Here is a 13688-nt window from a genome sequence, read left to right as displayed (position 1 = left end):
GTTAAGACGTCTAAAAGAATTGCTGGTTTGTTTACTTAACTTATTTTCTGTTCAATTTTCAAAGACCATTTTCTTCATCGCCCTCAAGCGACTTTTTTATCTTATCATTTGTTTCATTTCTTGTCAATAACTTTTTTTCAAAGTTTTTTTGACTTTTTTCATCGCGTCTCTCAGCGACGAGATTTATCTTAACATGTAAATCCAACTAAGTTTTGTATAATACATTATATTTTAATAAATTATATTTACTTTTCTTAATATTTCTAGTAATATCTAATTTTTTCTACTAATGATACACCAGGATATGGTTACGTTAAATTAATTAATTATAACTGAATTTCTCAATATTCTTTATAGCTTATAAAAAAATAAATTGCAATTATCCCTATATTGAATAATAATAATTGCAATTTATTTTTATTTAAGTTTATATATTTTATTCCTCTTCTTCAGCTGTATCTTCTTCTTCAGCTCTATCTAATAATTCATTTAAACTATTATCAGAATCACTTACAACTGCTATTTCACTTTTAACTTCATCGTTTATATCTTCACTATCTAAAGTTAATTGCTCTTCTTTATCATCAATACTTCCTGATATTTTAGCAATTGCAGCTATCTTTTCTTCTTCTGTAGTTCTCATAAGAGTTACTCCCATTGTAGATCTACTAGTTACTGATATATCAGATACATTTATTCTTATAGCTACACCACTTGTATTTATTAACATAAGTTCATCGTCAATTTTACATATAGTTGCACCTATAACTTTACCTGTCTTCTCAGATAATTTATATGTTATTAATCCTGTTCCGCCTCTTTTTTGTCTCTTGTATTCTGTTATAGGAGTTCTTTTTCCAAATCCATTCTCACTAATAACAAGTAAGTCTTCTCCTTCTACAGCTATATCCATGCATACAGCAATATCATCTTTTCTTAAATTGATTGACCTTACTCCTGATGCTGTTCTTCCCATAGGTCTTACATCAGTCTCGTTGAATCTTATTGCATTTCCGTCTTGTGTTACTATAACAATATCTGCATCACCACGAGTTATCTTAACTTTTAGAAGTTCATCTCCATCTCTTAGGTTTATAGCTATTAATCCATTCTTTCTAAGATTCTTAAATTCAGATAAAGGTGTTTTCTTTACTAACCCTTGCTTAGTTCCCATAAATAAGAATCCTTCATTTACATCATCTTTAACTGAAAGTACAGTCTCAATTTTTTCATCTTGTTCTATAGCTATAAGATTTATAATATTTGTTCCCTTTGCTGTTCTTCCTGCATCAGGTATTTCATATGCTCTTAACTTATAAACTCTTCCTCTGTTTGTAAAGAATAATACATCTGAATGAGTCGATACCACATTTACATGTTCTACAAAATCATCTTCCTTTGTAGACATTGCTTGTATTCCTCTTCCCCCTCTTCTTTGAGAAGAGTATGTATCAGCAGATATTCTCTTAATGTATCCTGAATGTGTTAAAGTAATTACAACCTCTTCTTCTTGAATAAGGTCTTCAATATCTATATCATTAACTACTTTTTCTATTGATGTTCTTCTTTCATCATTATATCTATTCTTTATTTCTATAAGCTCATCTTTTATTACAGATAAAAGTTTTTCTTCACTTGCCAATATTGAATTTAAATAATCTATTAATTTCATAAGTTCAGCAAACTCTTCCTCTATCTTGTCTCTTTCTAGACCTGTTAATCTTCTTAATCTCATTTCTAGAATTGCCTGTGCTTGCTTCTCACTTAATTGGAATCTTTCTATAAGTGTATTTTTAGCAATTTCAGTAGTCTTTGATGATCTTATTATATTTATAACTTCATCAATATTATCAAGAGCAATTCTTAATCCCTCAAGTATATGAGCTCTAGCTTCAGCCTTGTTTAATTCGAATACAGTTCTCCTAGTAACTACTTCCTTTTGGAATTCTATATAATTAGCTAATACTTGTTTAAGATTTAATACTTGAGGCTCATTATTAACTAACGCTAACATTATTACCCCAAACGTATCTTGCATTTTTGTATGTTTATATAATAGATTTAATATTACATTCGGATTTGCATCTTTCTTAAGCTCTATTACAATTCTCATACCATCTCTATCAGATTCATCTCTTAAATCTGATATTCCAACTATCTTCTTATCTTTAACTAAATCAGCTATATTTTCTATAAGTTTAGCCTTATTTACTTGATATGGTATTTCAGTAACTATTATTTTATGCCTATTATTTTCCTCTTCTATTTCAGCTTTTGCTCTAACTATTATTCTTCCCTTACCAGTCTCGTAAGCAGCTCTTATTCCTGATTTCCCCATTATTGTAGCTCCAGTTGGAAAATCAGGACCCTTAATAGCAGTCATTAATTCTAAAACAGTTGTTTCAGGATTATCTATAAGCATAATTGTTCCATCTATTACTTCTCCTAGATTATGAGGAGGAATATTAGTTGCCATACCAACAGCTATACCTGATGAACCATTAACTAAAAGATTAGGATATCTTGATGGTAGTACAACTGGTTCTTTTTCTTCACCATCAAAGTTAGGAATAAAATCTACTGTATTTTTTGATATATCTCTTAACATTTCTGCAGCAATTTTATTCATCTTGGCTTCTGTATATCTCATAGCAGCAGCACTATCACCATCAACTGATCCGAAGTTTCCGTGACCATCTACAAGCATATATCTCATAGAAAAATCCTGTGCCATTCTTACAAGTGCATCATAAACTGATGAATCACCATGTGGATGATACTTACCTAAAACTTCTCCGACTATTCTTGCACATTTTCTATATCCCTTTTCAGGTGCTAATCCTAATTCACTCATAGAGAACAATATTCTTCTATGTACAGGCTTTAGACCATCTCTAACATCTGGAAGAGCACGACCAACTATAACACTCATTGCATAATCGATGTAGCATCTTTTCATTTCTTTATTTATATCAATAGATATAACTTTTCCCTCGTTTAAACTCATGTACCTCACCTCGTTTTAGTACTAAACATCTAAATTGCTTACTTTTTTAGCATTCTTTTGGATAAATTCTCTTCTTGGTTCAACCTTATCTCCCATTAATATAGTAAATATTTCGTCCGCTGCTATAGCATCTTCTACAGTAGCCTTTAATAATACTCTCTTTTCAGGGTCCATAGTTGTATCCCATAATTGATTTGCATTCATTTCTCCAAGACCTTTGTATCTTTGTATATTTGTTGAATTATCTTTTCCACCAATTTCGCTTAATAATTTTTCAAGTTCTGCGTCTGAATAAGCGTAATATTCCTTCTTATTCTTTTTTACTTGATAAAGTGGTGGTTGAGCTATATATACATGTCCTCCATCTAATAGTCCTCTCATATATCTAAAGAAGAATGTTAATAATAAAGTTCTTATATGAGCTCCATCAACATCAGCATCTGTCATTATTATTATTCTGTTATATCTTAACTTTTCTTCATCAAAATCATCTCCAATTCCAGCACCAAAAGCTGTAACCATTGATTTTATTGAATCAGCTGTTAATATTCTATCTAGTCTTTGTTTTTCAACATTTAATATTTTACCTCTTAGAGGAAGTATCGCTTGGAATCTTCTATTTCTTCCCTGTTTAGCTGAACCACCAGCTGAATCTCCCTCAACTATATAAATTTCACATTCTAAAGGATCTTTTGATGAACAATCTGCTAATTTTCCTGGTAATGATGAACGTTCTAATACTGATTTTCTTGTTAATTCTCTAGCTTTTCTTGCAGCATCCCTAGCTCTAGCAGCCATTAATGCTTTATCTATTATAATTTTACCTATACCTGGGTTTTCCTCTAAGAATATAGAAACTCCTTCACCAACTATAGAATCTACTACGCCTCTAACTTCTGAGTTCCCAAGTTTAGTTTTTGTTTGTCCTTCAAATTGAGGTTCAGATATCTTTACAGAAACTACTGCCGTTAATCCTTCTCTAATGTCATCTCCTGATAAGTTTTTATCATTTTCTTTCAAATGATTAAACTTCTTACCATAATCATTTATTACTCTTGTTAATGCTGTTTTAAATCCAGATAAGTGAGTACCACCCTCTATAGTATCTATGTTGTTAGCAAATGAATATAGATTTTCTGTATAACTATCATTATATTGAAGTGATATTTCAACTATTATACCATCTTTTTCCCCCTCAATATAAATTGGATCCTGATGTAAAACTTCCTTGTTCCTACTTAAATAAGATACAAACTCTTTTATACCACCTTCATAGTGATATACTTCAGTTTTACCTTCTTCTCTAGCATCAGATAATATGATTTTAATTCCCTTGTTTAAGAATGCTAATTCCCTAAGCCTATTTGCTAATATATCAAAATCATATTCTGTTTCCTCAAATATCTCTGTATCTGGCTTAAATGAAACTTTTGTACCATGCTCTTCAGTTTTACCTATTTTACTTAAATCAGTTACAGCATTCCCTCTAGAATATTTTTGTTGCCATATATCCCCTTCTCTCAATACTGTTACTTCACACCATTCTGATAATGCATTAACAACAGATGCACCAACACCATGTAATCCTCCAGAGACCTTGTAACCTCCGCCTCCAAACTTTCCTCCAGCATGTAGAACTGTCATTATAACTTCTACTGTTGATTTTCCCATTTTAGGATGTATTCCAGTTGGCATACCCCTTCCATTATCAATTACAGTAATTGAATTATCCTCGTTTATTGCAACTGATATCTCTGTACAGAATCCTGCTAAAGCCTCATCTATACTGTTATCAACTATTTCATATACAAGATGATGTAATCCTCTTGAACTAGTACTTCCTATATACATTCCTGGTCTTTTTCTAACAGCCTCTAATCCTTCTAATACCTGAATTTGACTTTCATCATAGCTTTGATTGCTTTTTTCCAACATAATCTCCTCCTTAATGAAGTTTTATTATAATCACATGAAGATTTAACATTGGAGTTATGGATTATAATCTATATTTGTTCTCTTTGTTAAAGTTGAAGATGATATTGGAGATAAATAAACTTTACTCATTTTATTAACTTCAGCTATAACAAATGATTTTGGTTTTTCTTTAGAAATTCTCTCTACAAACCCATCTTCTTCTGCCATTCTTATGAATGCACTAGTATCCGAACTATACATTGTAGTTTGCAAATCAAAAATTCCAATTATATCTTTAATTGGAACAACAACATTTTCTCCTAAATGTAAAAACATAAGAATTCCTCCTTTTAATTTAGGATTTCTCCTTCTTTGACCTTAAAGACCCTGGAGCTATTATCTAAATAATTTGTAAGATCTTCTATTCCTGTGCACGTTATTATAGTTTGGATTTCTCCAATCGTACTTAGAATATATCTCTTTCTATTAAAATCTAATTCTGATAAAACATCATCTAATAATAAAACTGGATACTCTGATGTCATTTCCTTTATTATTTTTAAAGATGAAAACTTTATTGTAAGGACAGCACTTCTTTGCTGTCCTTGTGACCCAAAGCTTTTAGTATCTACATCATTAATTAGCACAATAAAATCATCTCTATGAGGTCCTATACTAGTAGTTCCCTTTTCAATATCCTTTTTTCTATTTCTTCTTAGTAATTCATAAAAACTATTTTCTATATCTTCTAGATCCTTTATTGTACTTATGTATTTAAACTCTACATTTTCTTTTCCTGAAGATATATCTTTATGAATATCCTTTCCATAGAAATTCAACTTATTGATATATTTAAGTCTTTCTATTATTATATGATACCCAAAATTTGCTAATTGTATATCATATATATCTAAAATTTCTGAATCTAGCTTTCTATTTTTTAATACAACATTACGTTCATTCAAAACCTTATTATATTGTACTAGATTATAATAGTATTTAGAATTTAATTGACATAGCTCCATATCAATAAACTTTCTTCTTACTCCAGGAGAATCTTTTATAATCTTTAAATCTTCTGGGGAAAACATAACAACATTAAAATTTCCAAACAACTCCCCTATTTTAGATACCTTAATTTTGTTAATCTTGATGGCTTTTTTTCCATCCTTTAGTATATTTATATCGATATTTTTATCAAGTCTATCTTTACCTACCAATAAACTTACATATGCACTATCTGAGTTCCAATTTATTAATTCTCTATCTTTTGAAGTTCTATGTGATTTTGCAAAAGCACAATAATAAATTGCTTCAAGAATATTTGTTTTCCCTTGAGCATTATCCCCCATAAATACATTTACATTTTTACCAAGTGTTATATTTAAAGATTTATAATTTCTATAATTTAACATCTGTAGTCTTTTAATATACATTTTTACACCTATTTTAATTATAACATATTAGAGGAATAAAAGTAATTATTAGGTTAATGGTAATAAATATTTATTATTATTAAATAATTTTATACTTTTCTCCATTGAACTCTACTATATCACCTTGTTTTAATTTTTTTCCTCTTTGAGTACAAACTTCACCATTCACTTTAACCATCTCATCTAAAATATACATTTTAGCTTCTGATCCTAAAGATGCAGCTCCACACCACTTTAAAAATGAATCTAATTTTATAAACTCAGTATTTATTTTAATTTCATCCATTTCCAGTTTTATGCATATTAATTCATTCTTTATGCATAATCTCCTTTCTATCTTATTAATCTAACCGGTAGAACAAGATACTTTGAATTGTCTGTATTTTTACATTTTATCACACAAGGACTAACACTTGATGTCATCTCTAATTTAACTTCATCATCATCTACATTCTTTAATACATCTAATAAATATCTAGAGTTAAATGCAATTTGTATTGGTTCTCCTTGCAGATTTATAGTAAGTTCTTCCCTAACCTTTCCCAATTGAGAATTAGATGTTATTATCATATTCTCTTCTTGAACTTCTAATTTTATTAAATTACTATTGCTGTCCTTAGCCATTAAGGAAGCTCTCTCTATACAACTTTGTAATTGTTGCTTATTCACATCTACTAATATTTTGTGCTCTTGAGGCAATAAAGATGAATAATTTACAAATTTACCATCTAATAATCTAGAGATAACTTTTGTATTATTTAAATTAAATAATATATGATTGTTAGTAAATGTTATTTTTACTATATCAGAAACATCTTCTAATATTTTTGAAACTTCATTTAATGTTTTTCCTGGAATAACTACTTCTATTTCATTATCATTATCTAGGAACTCACTTCTTACTGCCAATCTATATCCATCTAATGCTACTAAATTTAAATTTTTATTTTTAACCTCAAATAAAATTCCTTGTAATATTGGTCTAGTTTCATCTTGAGCTATTGCAAATGATGTTCCTTTAATCATATTTTTTAATATATTTTGAGAAACTTCAACTGAAAGATTTTCATTTATGCTAGGTAAAGCTGGATAATCTTCTCCATTCATATAAACCAAGTTAAATACTGATTTTTCACATGTTATTTGTATTATATCATTTTCTAAAGTTTCTATTTTTATATCTGAATTAGGTAATTTTCTTATTATCTCTCCAAATATTCTTGCATCTATTACGATCATACCTTCTTCTAATATATCAGCATCTACTTTTGTTTCAATAGATACATCCATATCAGATCCTATTAATGTTAATCCTTCATTTTTAGCATTTATATAGATTCCTTCTAAAATAGGCATTGTTGTTTTACCAGTTATAGCTTTATTGGCAATCGATATACCTTCTTGTAGTTTTTGTTTTTCACAGATAAATATCATATAAAAACCTCCTTAAGTTATATACATTAGATATCTATAGATATAGATAAATATATAGATATAAATTAATAATAGTAGTAGTAGGGGCTGTTGATATGTTAATAAGTACTTAAACCCCTTGAAAATACTAAATTACTTATAAAAAAATATTGTGGATAAGTTGAACAAAAATCATATACCTTATCCACAGTATTAACAATCAATATTGATTTTAGTAGTTATCCACAAACAATTCAATATATTTATGTACAGTTGTTAATTAATTTTGAGTTAGCTTCTTTGTTATATCATTTACTGTGTGTTGTAGGCTTTCATCTGTATTTAAACTATCAGATATTTTTTCATAAGCATGTATAACAGTAGTATGATCCCTGCCCCCAAACTCTTCACCTATTTTAGGTAAAGACATATCAGTTAGCTTTCTGCTTAAATACATTGCAATTTGTCTAGGATAGGCTACATTCCTAGTCCTTCTTTGAGATTTTAAGTCTTCTATTCTAAGGTTAAAATATCCAGCAACAACATCCTGTATAACGTCTATAGTTACATTCCTGTTTTGCTTATTTGATATTATATCTTTAAGGGCTTCACTTGCTAACTCAACAGTAATCGGCCTATTAGTAAGTGACGAGTAAGCGACAATTCTAATTAAAGCTCCTTCTAACTCCCTAATATTAGACTTAATTTTAGTTGCAATATAAACCATAACTTCATTTGCAACATTTAGTTTTTCTACATCAGCTTTCTTTTTTAATATTGCCATTCTAGTTTCAAAATCTGGCGCTTGAATATCAGCAATTAAGCCCCATTCAAATCTAGAACGTAATCTATCCTCCAAAGTAGGAATTTCTTTAGGGGGTCTATCAGATGATAGAATTATTTGTTTATTAGCATCATGTAATGCATTGAATGTATGGAAAAACTCCTCTTGAGTTCTTTCCTTTCCAGCTATAAATTGAATATCATCTATAAGTAAAATGTCTACATTTCTATACTTATTTCTAAATTCTTCATTTTTATCATCTCTTATTGCATTAATAAGCTCATTAGTAAATTTTTCTGAAGATACATATACAACTTTAGCATTAGAATTATTTTGTAAAACATAATGACCAATTGCGTGCATTAAATGTGTTTTACCGAGACCAACGCCTCCATATATAAATAGAGGATTATAGGCTTTTGCAGGTGATTCGGCTACTGCTAATGAAGCTGCATGAGCAAATCTATTACTATTACCAATAACGAAAGAAGCAAATGTATACTTTGGATTTAATAAACTAGACATTTCATCATTTACAGTAATAGATCCTCTATCATCAATTTTTGATTTTTTTTCTTCCTTTTCTTCGGCTTCCTGAATATCAGATGCTACCATGAATTCTACAGTGTAAACTTTTGAGCAAGCAGCTTCTATAGAATTTACAACTAAGTCCTTATATCTCTTTTCCAATATATCTTGAGTAAAGGAATTTGGAACACTGATTCTTATTATATTGGAAGATATAGAAATAGGTTCGCAACTTTTAATCCATGTATTAAAACTAACTTCACTCATTTCACCCTTGATTATATTTAATGTTTTTTCCCATAATGATTTTAGATCATTATTCATTTTATATCCTCCATAAAATAAATTTTAAATTTAAATATTAAATAGTTAATAACAACATATCAACACACTTATTAACATATGAAAGTGCATGTTAATAAATATAATAAAAATATTCACATGTTAATAATTATGTTGATATTTTTTATAAATAAAAGTTATCCACAATATAAGTATGTACCTTTTTTCACATTATTAACATGGTATAAAAGCAATATTTTAGCTAAAAATATATATAAACAGATAAGTAATAGAGAAAAAGTAAACAAGTTATGCACAATTTAATCCACAGGTGTGGATAACTTGTTGTAAAAGTAAAATTATTCACATTCAATATTTATAATAACATAAGTCAAATAGAGTATTCAAGGAGTTATCCACAAAAAACTGTGGTAAATTCTTATATTTATCAACAGAATTTGAAAATTATAGTGTATTGACATAAAAACATGATATATATATAATGATAAGGTAAATTTAAAATAGGAATTATAGTTTTTACTATAGAAATTACAATTTAAAGGGGGTGTAGTGAAATGTTCATGACATACCAACCAAAAAAGAGACAAAGAAAAAAAGAACATGGATTCAGAAAGAGAATGAAAACTTCATCAGGAAGAACTGTTCTTAAGAAAAGAAGACAAAAAGGTAGAAAAAGATTAACAGCATAAGGGCCGCAAATAGTGGCCTTTTTTCTGCAATAGCAGGAAAAAAGGAGTATAGAGTTTCCAATGGTATACAGATTAAGAAAAAATAATGAGTTTAAATTAGTATATAGAAGGGGAAAGTCTTTAGCTAATAACCTTTTAGTTTTATACACTTTTAATAATAGAAAAAATAAAACAGAAGATAATCTTACTTATAATAAGGTAGGAATTTCAGTAAGTAAGAAAGTTGGAAATAGCGTAGTTAGAAGTAGAAGTAAACGATTGATAACCGAAAGCTATAGACTTAATGAAAAGGACCTTAAGAGTGGCTACGATTTTGTGTTTGTAGCAAGAAGCGCGATAAAAGGAAAAAGTTTCTCAGAAGTTGAAAATGCAATGAAAAAACTTTTTTTAAAGGCAGGCTTATATAAATAATGAAGAAGATAATGTTAAGATCTATATATTTATATAGAAAATATATTTCGCCAATGAGACCACCAACATGTATTTATGTTCCTACATGTTCACAATATGCAATAGATGCTATTAATAAATATGGAGCAATAAAGGGTGGTTTTTTAGCTATAAAGAGAATTTTAAGGTGTCATCCATTTGCTAAGGGTGGATACGACCCTGTAAAATAAGGAGGTTACGCATAAAAGATGATGAGTTTCTTATCACCAATAACAAATTTCTTGACAGGTATATTTAATGTTCTACATGATTTTATTCTTTCAGTATTTAATATGGAACCAAGTGGGGTTTCATATGTATTAGCAATCGCAATATTTACAATAATAATTAGATTATTAATACTTCCATTAAATATAAAGGCTAATAGATCAAATGCTAGAATGCAAGAAATTCAACCAGAATTAAATGCAATACAAAAGAAATATGCAAATGATCCTCAAAAGATGCAAGCTGAGTATTCAAAATGCATGAAAGAAAATAATGTAAGTATGTTTGGTGGATGTCTTCCAACATTATTACCATTACCAATACTATTTGCGTTATATTATGTGTTTATGAATATAGATAAGGGATCAGTAGTACATCCATCATTTTTATGGATACCAAATGTATTTGAAAAAGATCCTTACTTTATAATGCCGGTATTAGCTTTCTTAAGTACTTATTTACCAAGTTTACTTTTAACTAAGTCAATGCCTAAAAATGAAAATAGTCCTATGAATATGGGAAGTATGAATATCATGATGGCAGGTATGATGGGGGTAATGGCTATCAACTTTAGTTCCCTTCTAGTTATTTATTGGGTAATAGGTGGAGTTATACAATTAGCACAAACTTATTTCTTAAATTACTTGCCAGCTAAAAAGAAAAAGGTAGCAAAAGAAGAAGAAGAAAAGTTAAAAACTATTCAAAACGCAAAAAAAGCAACACCAAAGACTAAGAAAAAAAATTAAGATTATTATATTTAGTATTTACTAGGTGGTGAATAGGGTATGAAAACATTAGAAATGACAGGGAAAAGCGTAAGTGAAGCATTGCAAAGCGCTTTAAAAGAATTAAATCTTACAGAAGATAAGGTTGAATATGAGATTTTAGATGAAGGATCAAAAGGATTTCTAAATATTATAGGAACAAAGCCAGCAAAAATATTAGTTAAAGTTAAAAGAGATTATAAGGAAGATGTAAGAGTATTTTTAAGAAGTATTCTTGATAATATGAAAGTACAAGCTGAAATAAGGATTAGAGAAGTTAATGATGTTGTTCATATAGATTTAAATGGTCCTAAAATGGGATTAATTATTGGATATAGAGGAGAAACTTTAGATTCTCTACAATATTTAGCTTCGCTAGTTGTTAATAAGGGGCATGATATTCCTTATAAAAAAGTGGTTTTGGATACTGAGAATTATAGAAGCAAAAGGGAAGATACTTTAAAAAGAGTTGCTGAAAAAACTGCATATAAAGTTAGAAAGACTAGAAGACCTTATAAGTTAGAACCAATGAATCCTTATGAAAGAAGAGTAATACATTCTGCTTTACAAGATAATGAATATGTCTACACATTTAGCGAAGGTGATGAGCCTTACAGAAGAGTTGTAGTGGATATAAATAAATAAAAGGTAAGAAGGCCAATTGGCTTTCTTACCTTTTATTTATTTTGACTTAATTCAAATAGTTTTGTAAAATGAATATTAGTTAAAATGGGGTATAATATAAATATACCTGATATATTGAACGAAAGAATTTATCTAAAATACTTTAAGGAGGATAGATGATGAAAGAATTTGATACAATTTGCGCTATATCCACAGCAATTGGAGAAGGTGGAATTGCAATTATAAGAGTATCTGGTGATAAGGCATTAGAGATAGTCTCTAAAATTTTTAGGGCCAAAAGTGGAAAAGATATAAGAGATATGAAGACTTATACTATGAGATATGGTCATATAGTTGATATAGATAAAGAAGATCTAATAGATGAAGTAATTATAAGCTATATGAAGGGGCCGAAAAGTTTCACAGCAGAAGATACTGTAGAAATAAATTGTCATGGCGGAGTAACATCAACAAATAAGGTTCTAGAAATGGTTATAAAGGCTGGAGCAAGGATAGCAGATCCAGGTGAATTTACTAAAAGAGCATTTTTGAACGGAAGAATAGATTTATCTCAAGCAGAGGCAGTTATGGATTTGATCACAGCTAAAACTGAATTAGCAATGAAATCAGCATTAATGCAAAGTACAGGTTCATTATCTAAAAAAATCAATAAGCTTAGAGAATATCTATTAAATGTATTAGCTCTAATAGAATATGCTGTAGATTTTACAGAAGATGATGAGGAAGTTGACCCGACTATTCCATTGAGAGTAAAAGATAGTCTTGAAAAAGCATGCGATGATATGAGTAAACTACTTAAAGGTGCAGATGAAGGTAAGATAATAAGAGATGGATTAAGTTTAGCTATAGTAGGTAAACCAAATGTAGGAAAGTCATCTTTATTAAATGTCCTTTTGAAAGAAAAAAGAGCAATTGTTACAGATATTGCTGGAACTACTAGAGATGTAATAGAAGAATATATAAATCTTGATGGAATACCAGTAAAGATAATAGATACGGCGGGAATAAGGGAAACTGAAGATATAGTTGAAAAAATTGGAGTTGAAAAATCAAAAGAAAAAATAAATGAGGCAGATTTAGTTTTATTAGTATTAGATTCTTCTAGGGAATTAGATAAAGAAGATATTGAAATAATAGAAGCTATAAAAAATAAAAATTCTATAGTTTTATTAAATAAAATAGATTTAGAAAATAAATTAGATAAATCTTTATTAAATAATTTTAAAAATATAATAAAAATTTCCGCAAAAGAAGATGTTGGAATAGATGGATTAAAAAATGAGATTAAGAATATGTTCTTTAATGGTAAAATAGATAGCGAAAGTTTAATAATATCTAACTCAAGACATAAGCAAGCTTTAATTAGAGCAAAGGAAAATTGTGATGATGCTCTAATAAGAGTTAAAAATAATGAGTTTCTTGATTTAATTTCAATATATGTAACTGCAGCCTTAAAAGCTTTAGGAGAAATTACTGGTTCAGAGTTAGAAGAAGACTTAGTTAATAAAATATTTAAAGAATTTTGTTGTGGAAAGTAGGAGAAATATA

13 protein-coding genes are annotated in these 13688 nt (G+C 28.7%); 6 read left to right on the top strand and 7 right to left on the bottom strand.

Annotated features, from left to right (window positions below; genetic code table 11):
• Positions 1-436 precede the first annotated feature (436 nt).
• The 7 genes from gyrA to dnaA all read right to left on the bottom strand — a co-directional run bounded on the left by gyrA (position 437) and on the right by dnaA (position 9406).
• Positions 437-3007, bottom strand: a complete 2571-nt coding sequence (gyrA, locus tag J2Z25_RS17780) for a DNA gyrase subunit A (protein WP_209741507.1) — start codon at positions 3005-3007, stop codon at positions 437-439.
• A gap of 21 nt (positions 3008-3028) precedes the next feature.
• Positions 3029-4942, bottom strand: coding sequence for a DNA topoisomerase (ATP-hydrolyzing) subunit B (gyrB, locus tag J2Z25_RS17775; protein ID WP_280916857.1), 1914 nt, complete (start codon positions 4940-4942; stop codon positions 3029-3031).
• A 54-nt stretch (positions 4943-4996) separates the two neighbouring features.
• Positions 4997-5257, bottom strand: coding sequence for an extracellular matrix regulator RemB (gene remB, locus J2Z25_RS17770; RefSeq protein WP_008676191.1), 261 nt, complete (start codon positions 5255-5257; stop codon positions 4997-4999).
• A gap of 14 nt (positions 5258-5271) precedes the next feature.
• The gene (gene recF, locus J2Z25_RS17765; protein ID WP_099346702.1) at positions 5272-6357 is read right to left on the bottom strand and encodes a DNA replication/repair protein RecF; all 1086 of its coding nucleotides are present in this window, start codon (positions 6355-6357) and stop codon (positions 5272-5274) included.
• 79 nt (positions 6358-6436) lie between these two features.
• Positions 6437-6643, bottom strand: a complete 207-nt coding sequence (yaaA, locus tag J2Z25_RS17760) for a S4 domain-containing protein YaaA (RefSeq protein ID WP_142691586.1) — start codon at positions 6641-6643, stop codon at positions 6437-6439.
• Between the two features lie 47 nt (positions 6644-6690).
• The gene (gene dnaN / locus J2Z25_RS17755) at positions 6691-7791 is read right to left on the bottom strand and encodes a DNA polymerase III subunit beta (protein ID WP_008676186.1); all 1101 of its coding nucleotides are present in this window, start codon (positions 7789-7791) and stop codon (positions 6691-6693) included.
• 259 nt (positions 7792-8050) lie between these two features.
• Entirely contained in the window at positions 8051-9406 is a 1356-nt protein-coding gene (gene dnaA / locus J2Z25_RS17750; RefSeq protein WP_008676185.1) for a chromosomal replication initiator protein DnaA, read from the bottom strand.
• Between the two features lie 533 nt (positions 9407-9939).
• On the opposite strand from dnaA, the gene rpmH reads away from it, so the two are divergent.
• The 6 genes from rpmH (at position 9940) to mnmE (ending at position 13678) form a co-directional block, all read left to right on the top strand.
• On the top strand, positions 9940-10074 hold the full coding sequence (rpmH, locus tag J2Z25_RS17745; RefSeq protein ID WP_008676183.1) for a 50S ribosomal protein L34: 135 nt from the start codon (positions 9940-9942) through the stop codon (positions 10072-10074).
• Positions 10075-10134: 60 nt separating this feature from the next.
• A complete protein-coding gene (gene rnpA, locus J2Z25_RS17740; RefSeq protein ID WP_008676180.1) occupies positions 10135-10485 on the top strand; it encodes a ribonuclease P protein component in 351 nt (116 codons plus the stop codon).
• Positions 10485-10694, top strand: coding sequence for a membrane protein insertion efficiency factor YidD (gene yidD / locus J2Z25_RS17735; RefSeq protein WP_008676177.1), 210 nt, complete (start codon positions 10485-10487; stop codon positions 10692-10694). Before rnpA ends, yidD begins: the two co-directional genes overlap by 1 nt.
• A gap of 18 nt (positions 10695-10712) precedes the next feature.
• The gene (gene yidC, locus J2Z25_RS17730) at positions 10713-11477 is read left to right on the top strand and encodes a membrane protein insertase YidC (RefSeq protein WP_209741506.1); all 765 of its coding nucleotides are present in this window, start codon (positions 10713-10715) and stop codon (positions 11475-11477) included.
• Positions 11478-11516: 39 nt separating this feature from the next.
• A complete protein-coding gene (gene jag, locus J2Z25_RS17725; RefSeq protein WP_209741505.1) occupies positions 11517-12140 on the top strand; it encodes an RNA-binding cell elongation regulator Jag/EloR in 624 nt (207 codons plus the stop codon).
• Positions 12141-12298: 158 nt separating this feature from the next.
• The gene (mnmE, locus tag J2Z25_RS17720; protein ID WP_209741504.1) at positions 12299-13678 is read left to right on the top strand and encodes a tRNA uridine-5-carboxymethylaminomethyl(34) synthesis GTPase MnmE; all 1380 of its coding nucleotides are present in this window, start codon (positions 12299-12301) and stop codon (positions 13676-13678) included.
• The last annotated feature ends 10 nt before the right edge of the window (positions 13679-13688 follow it).

Origin of the sequence: Clostridium tertium, assembly GCF_017873245.1 — a bacterium.
In the GTDB taxonomy this organism is placed as follows: Bacteria; Bacillota; Clostridia; order Clostridiales; family Clostridiaceae; genus Clostridium; species Clostridium tertium.
This window is presented reverse-complemented; position numbering and strand designations above follow the sequence as displayed.

What these genes read in the sequence shown, in the direction of transcription:
- jag (WP_209741505.1), top strand. Translation starts at nt 11,517, where the DNA reads ATGAAAACATTAGAAATGACAGGGAAAAGCGTAAGTGAAGCATTGCAA.
- dnaA (WP_008676185.1), bottom strand. Translation starts at nt 9,406, where the DNA reads ATGAATAATGATCTAAAATCATTATGGGAAAAAACATTAAATATAATC.
- dnaN (WP_008676186.1), bottom strand. Translation starts at nt 7,791, where the DNA reads ATGATATTTATCTGTGAAAAACAAAAACTACAAGAAGGTATATCGATT.
- yaaA (WP_142691586.1), bottom strand. Translation starts at nt 6,643, where the DNA reads ATGGATGAAATTAAAATAAATACTGAGTTTATAAAATTAGATTCATTT.
- rnpA (WP_008676180.1), top strand. Translation starts at nt 10,135, where the DNA reads ATGGTATACAGATTAAGAAAAAATAATGAGTTTAAATTAGTATATAGA.
- remB (WP_008676191.1), bottom strand. Translation starts at nt 5,257, where the DNA reads ATGTTTTTACATTTAGGAGAAAATGTTGTTGTTCCAATTAAAGATATA.
- recF (WP_099346702.1), bottom strand. Translation starts at nt 6,357, where the DNA reads ATGTATATTAAAAGACTACAGATGTTAAATTATAGAAATTATAAATCT.
- mnmE (WP_209741504.1), top strand. Translation starts at nt 12,299, where the DNA reads ATGAAAGAATTTGATACAATTTGCGCTATATCCACAGCAATTGGAGAA.
- rpmH (WP_008676183.1), top strand. Translation starts at nt 9,940, where the DNA reads ATGTTCATGACATACCAACCAAAAAAGAGACAAAGAAAAAAAGAACAT.
- gyrA (WP_209741507.1), bottom strand. Translation starts at nt 3,007, where the DNA reads ATGAGTTTAAACGAGGGAAAAGTTATATCTATTGATATAAATAAAGAA.
- yidD (WP_008676177.1), top strand. Translation starts at nt 10,485, where the DNA reads ATGAAGAAGATAATGTTAAGATCTATATATTTATATAGAAAATATATT.
- gyrB (WP_280916857.1), bottom strand. Translation starts at nt 4,942, where the DNA reads ATGTTGGAAAAAAGCAATCAAAGCTATGATGAAAGTCAAATTCAGGTA.
- yidC (WP_209741506.1), top strand. Translation starts at nt 10,713, where the DNA reads ATGATGAGTTTCTTATCACCAATAACAAATTTCTTGACAGGTATATTT.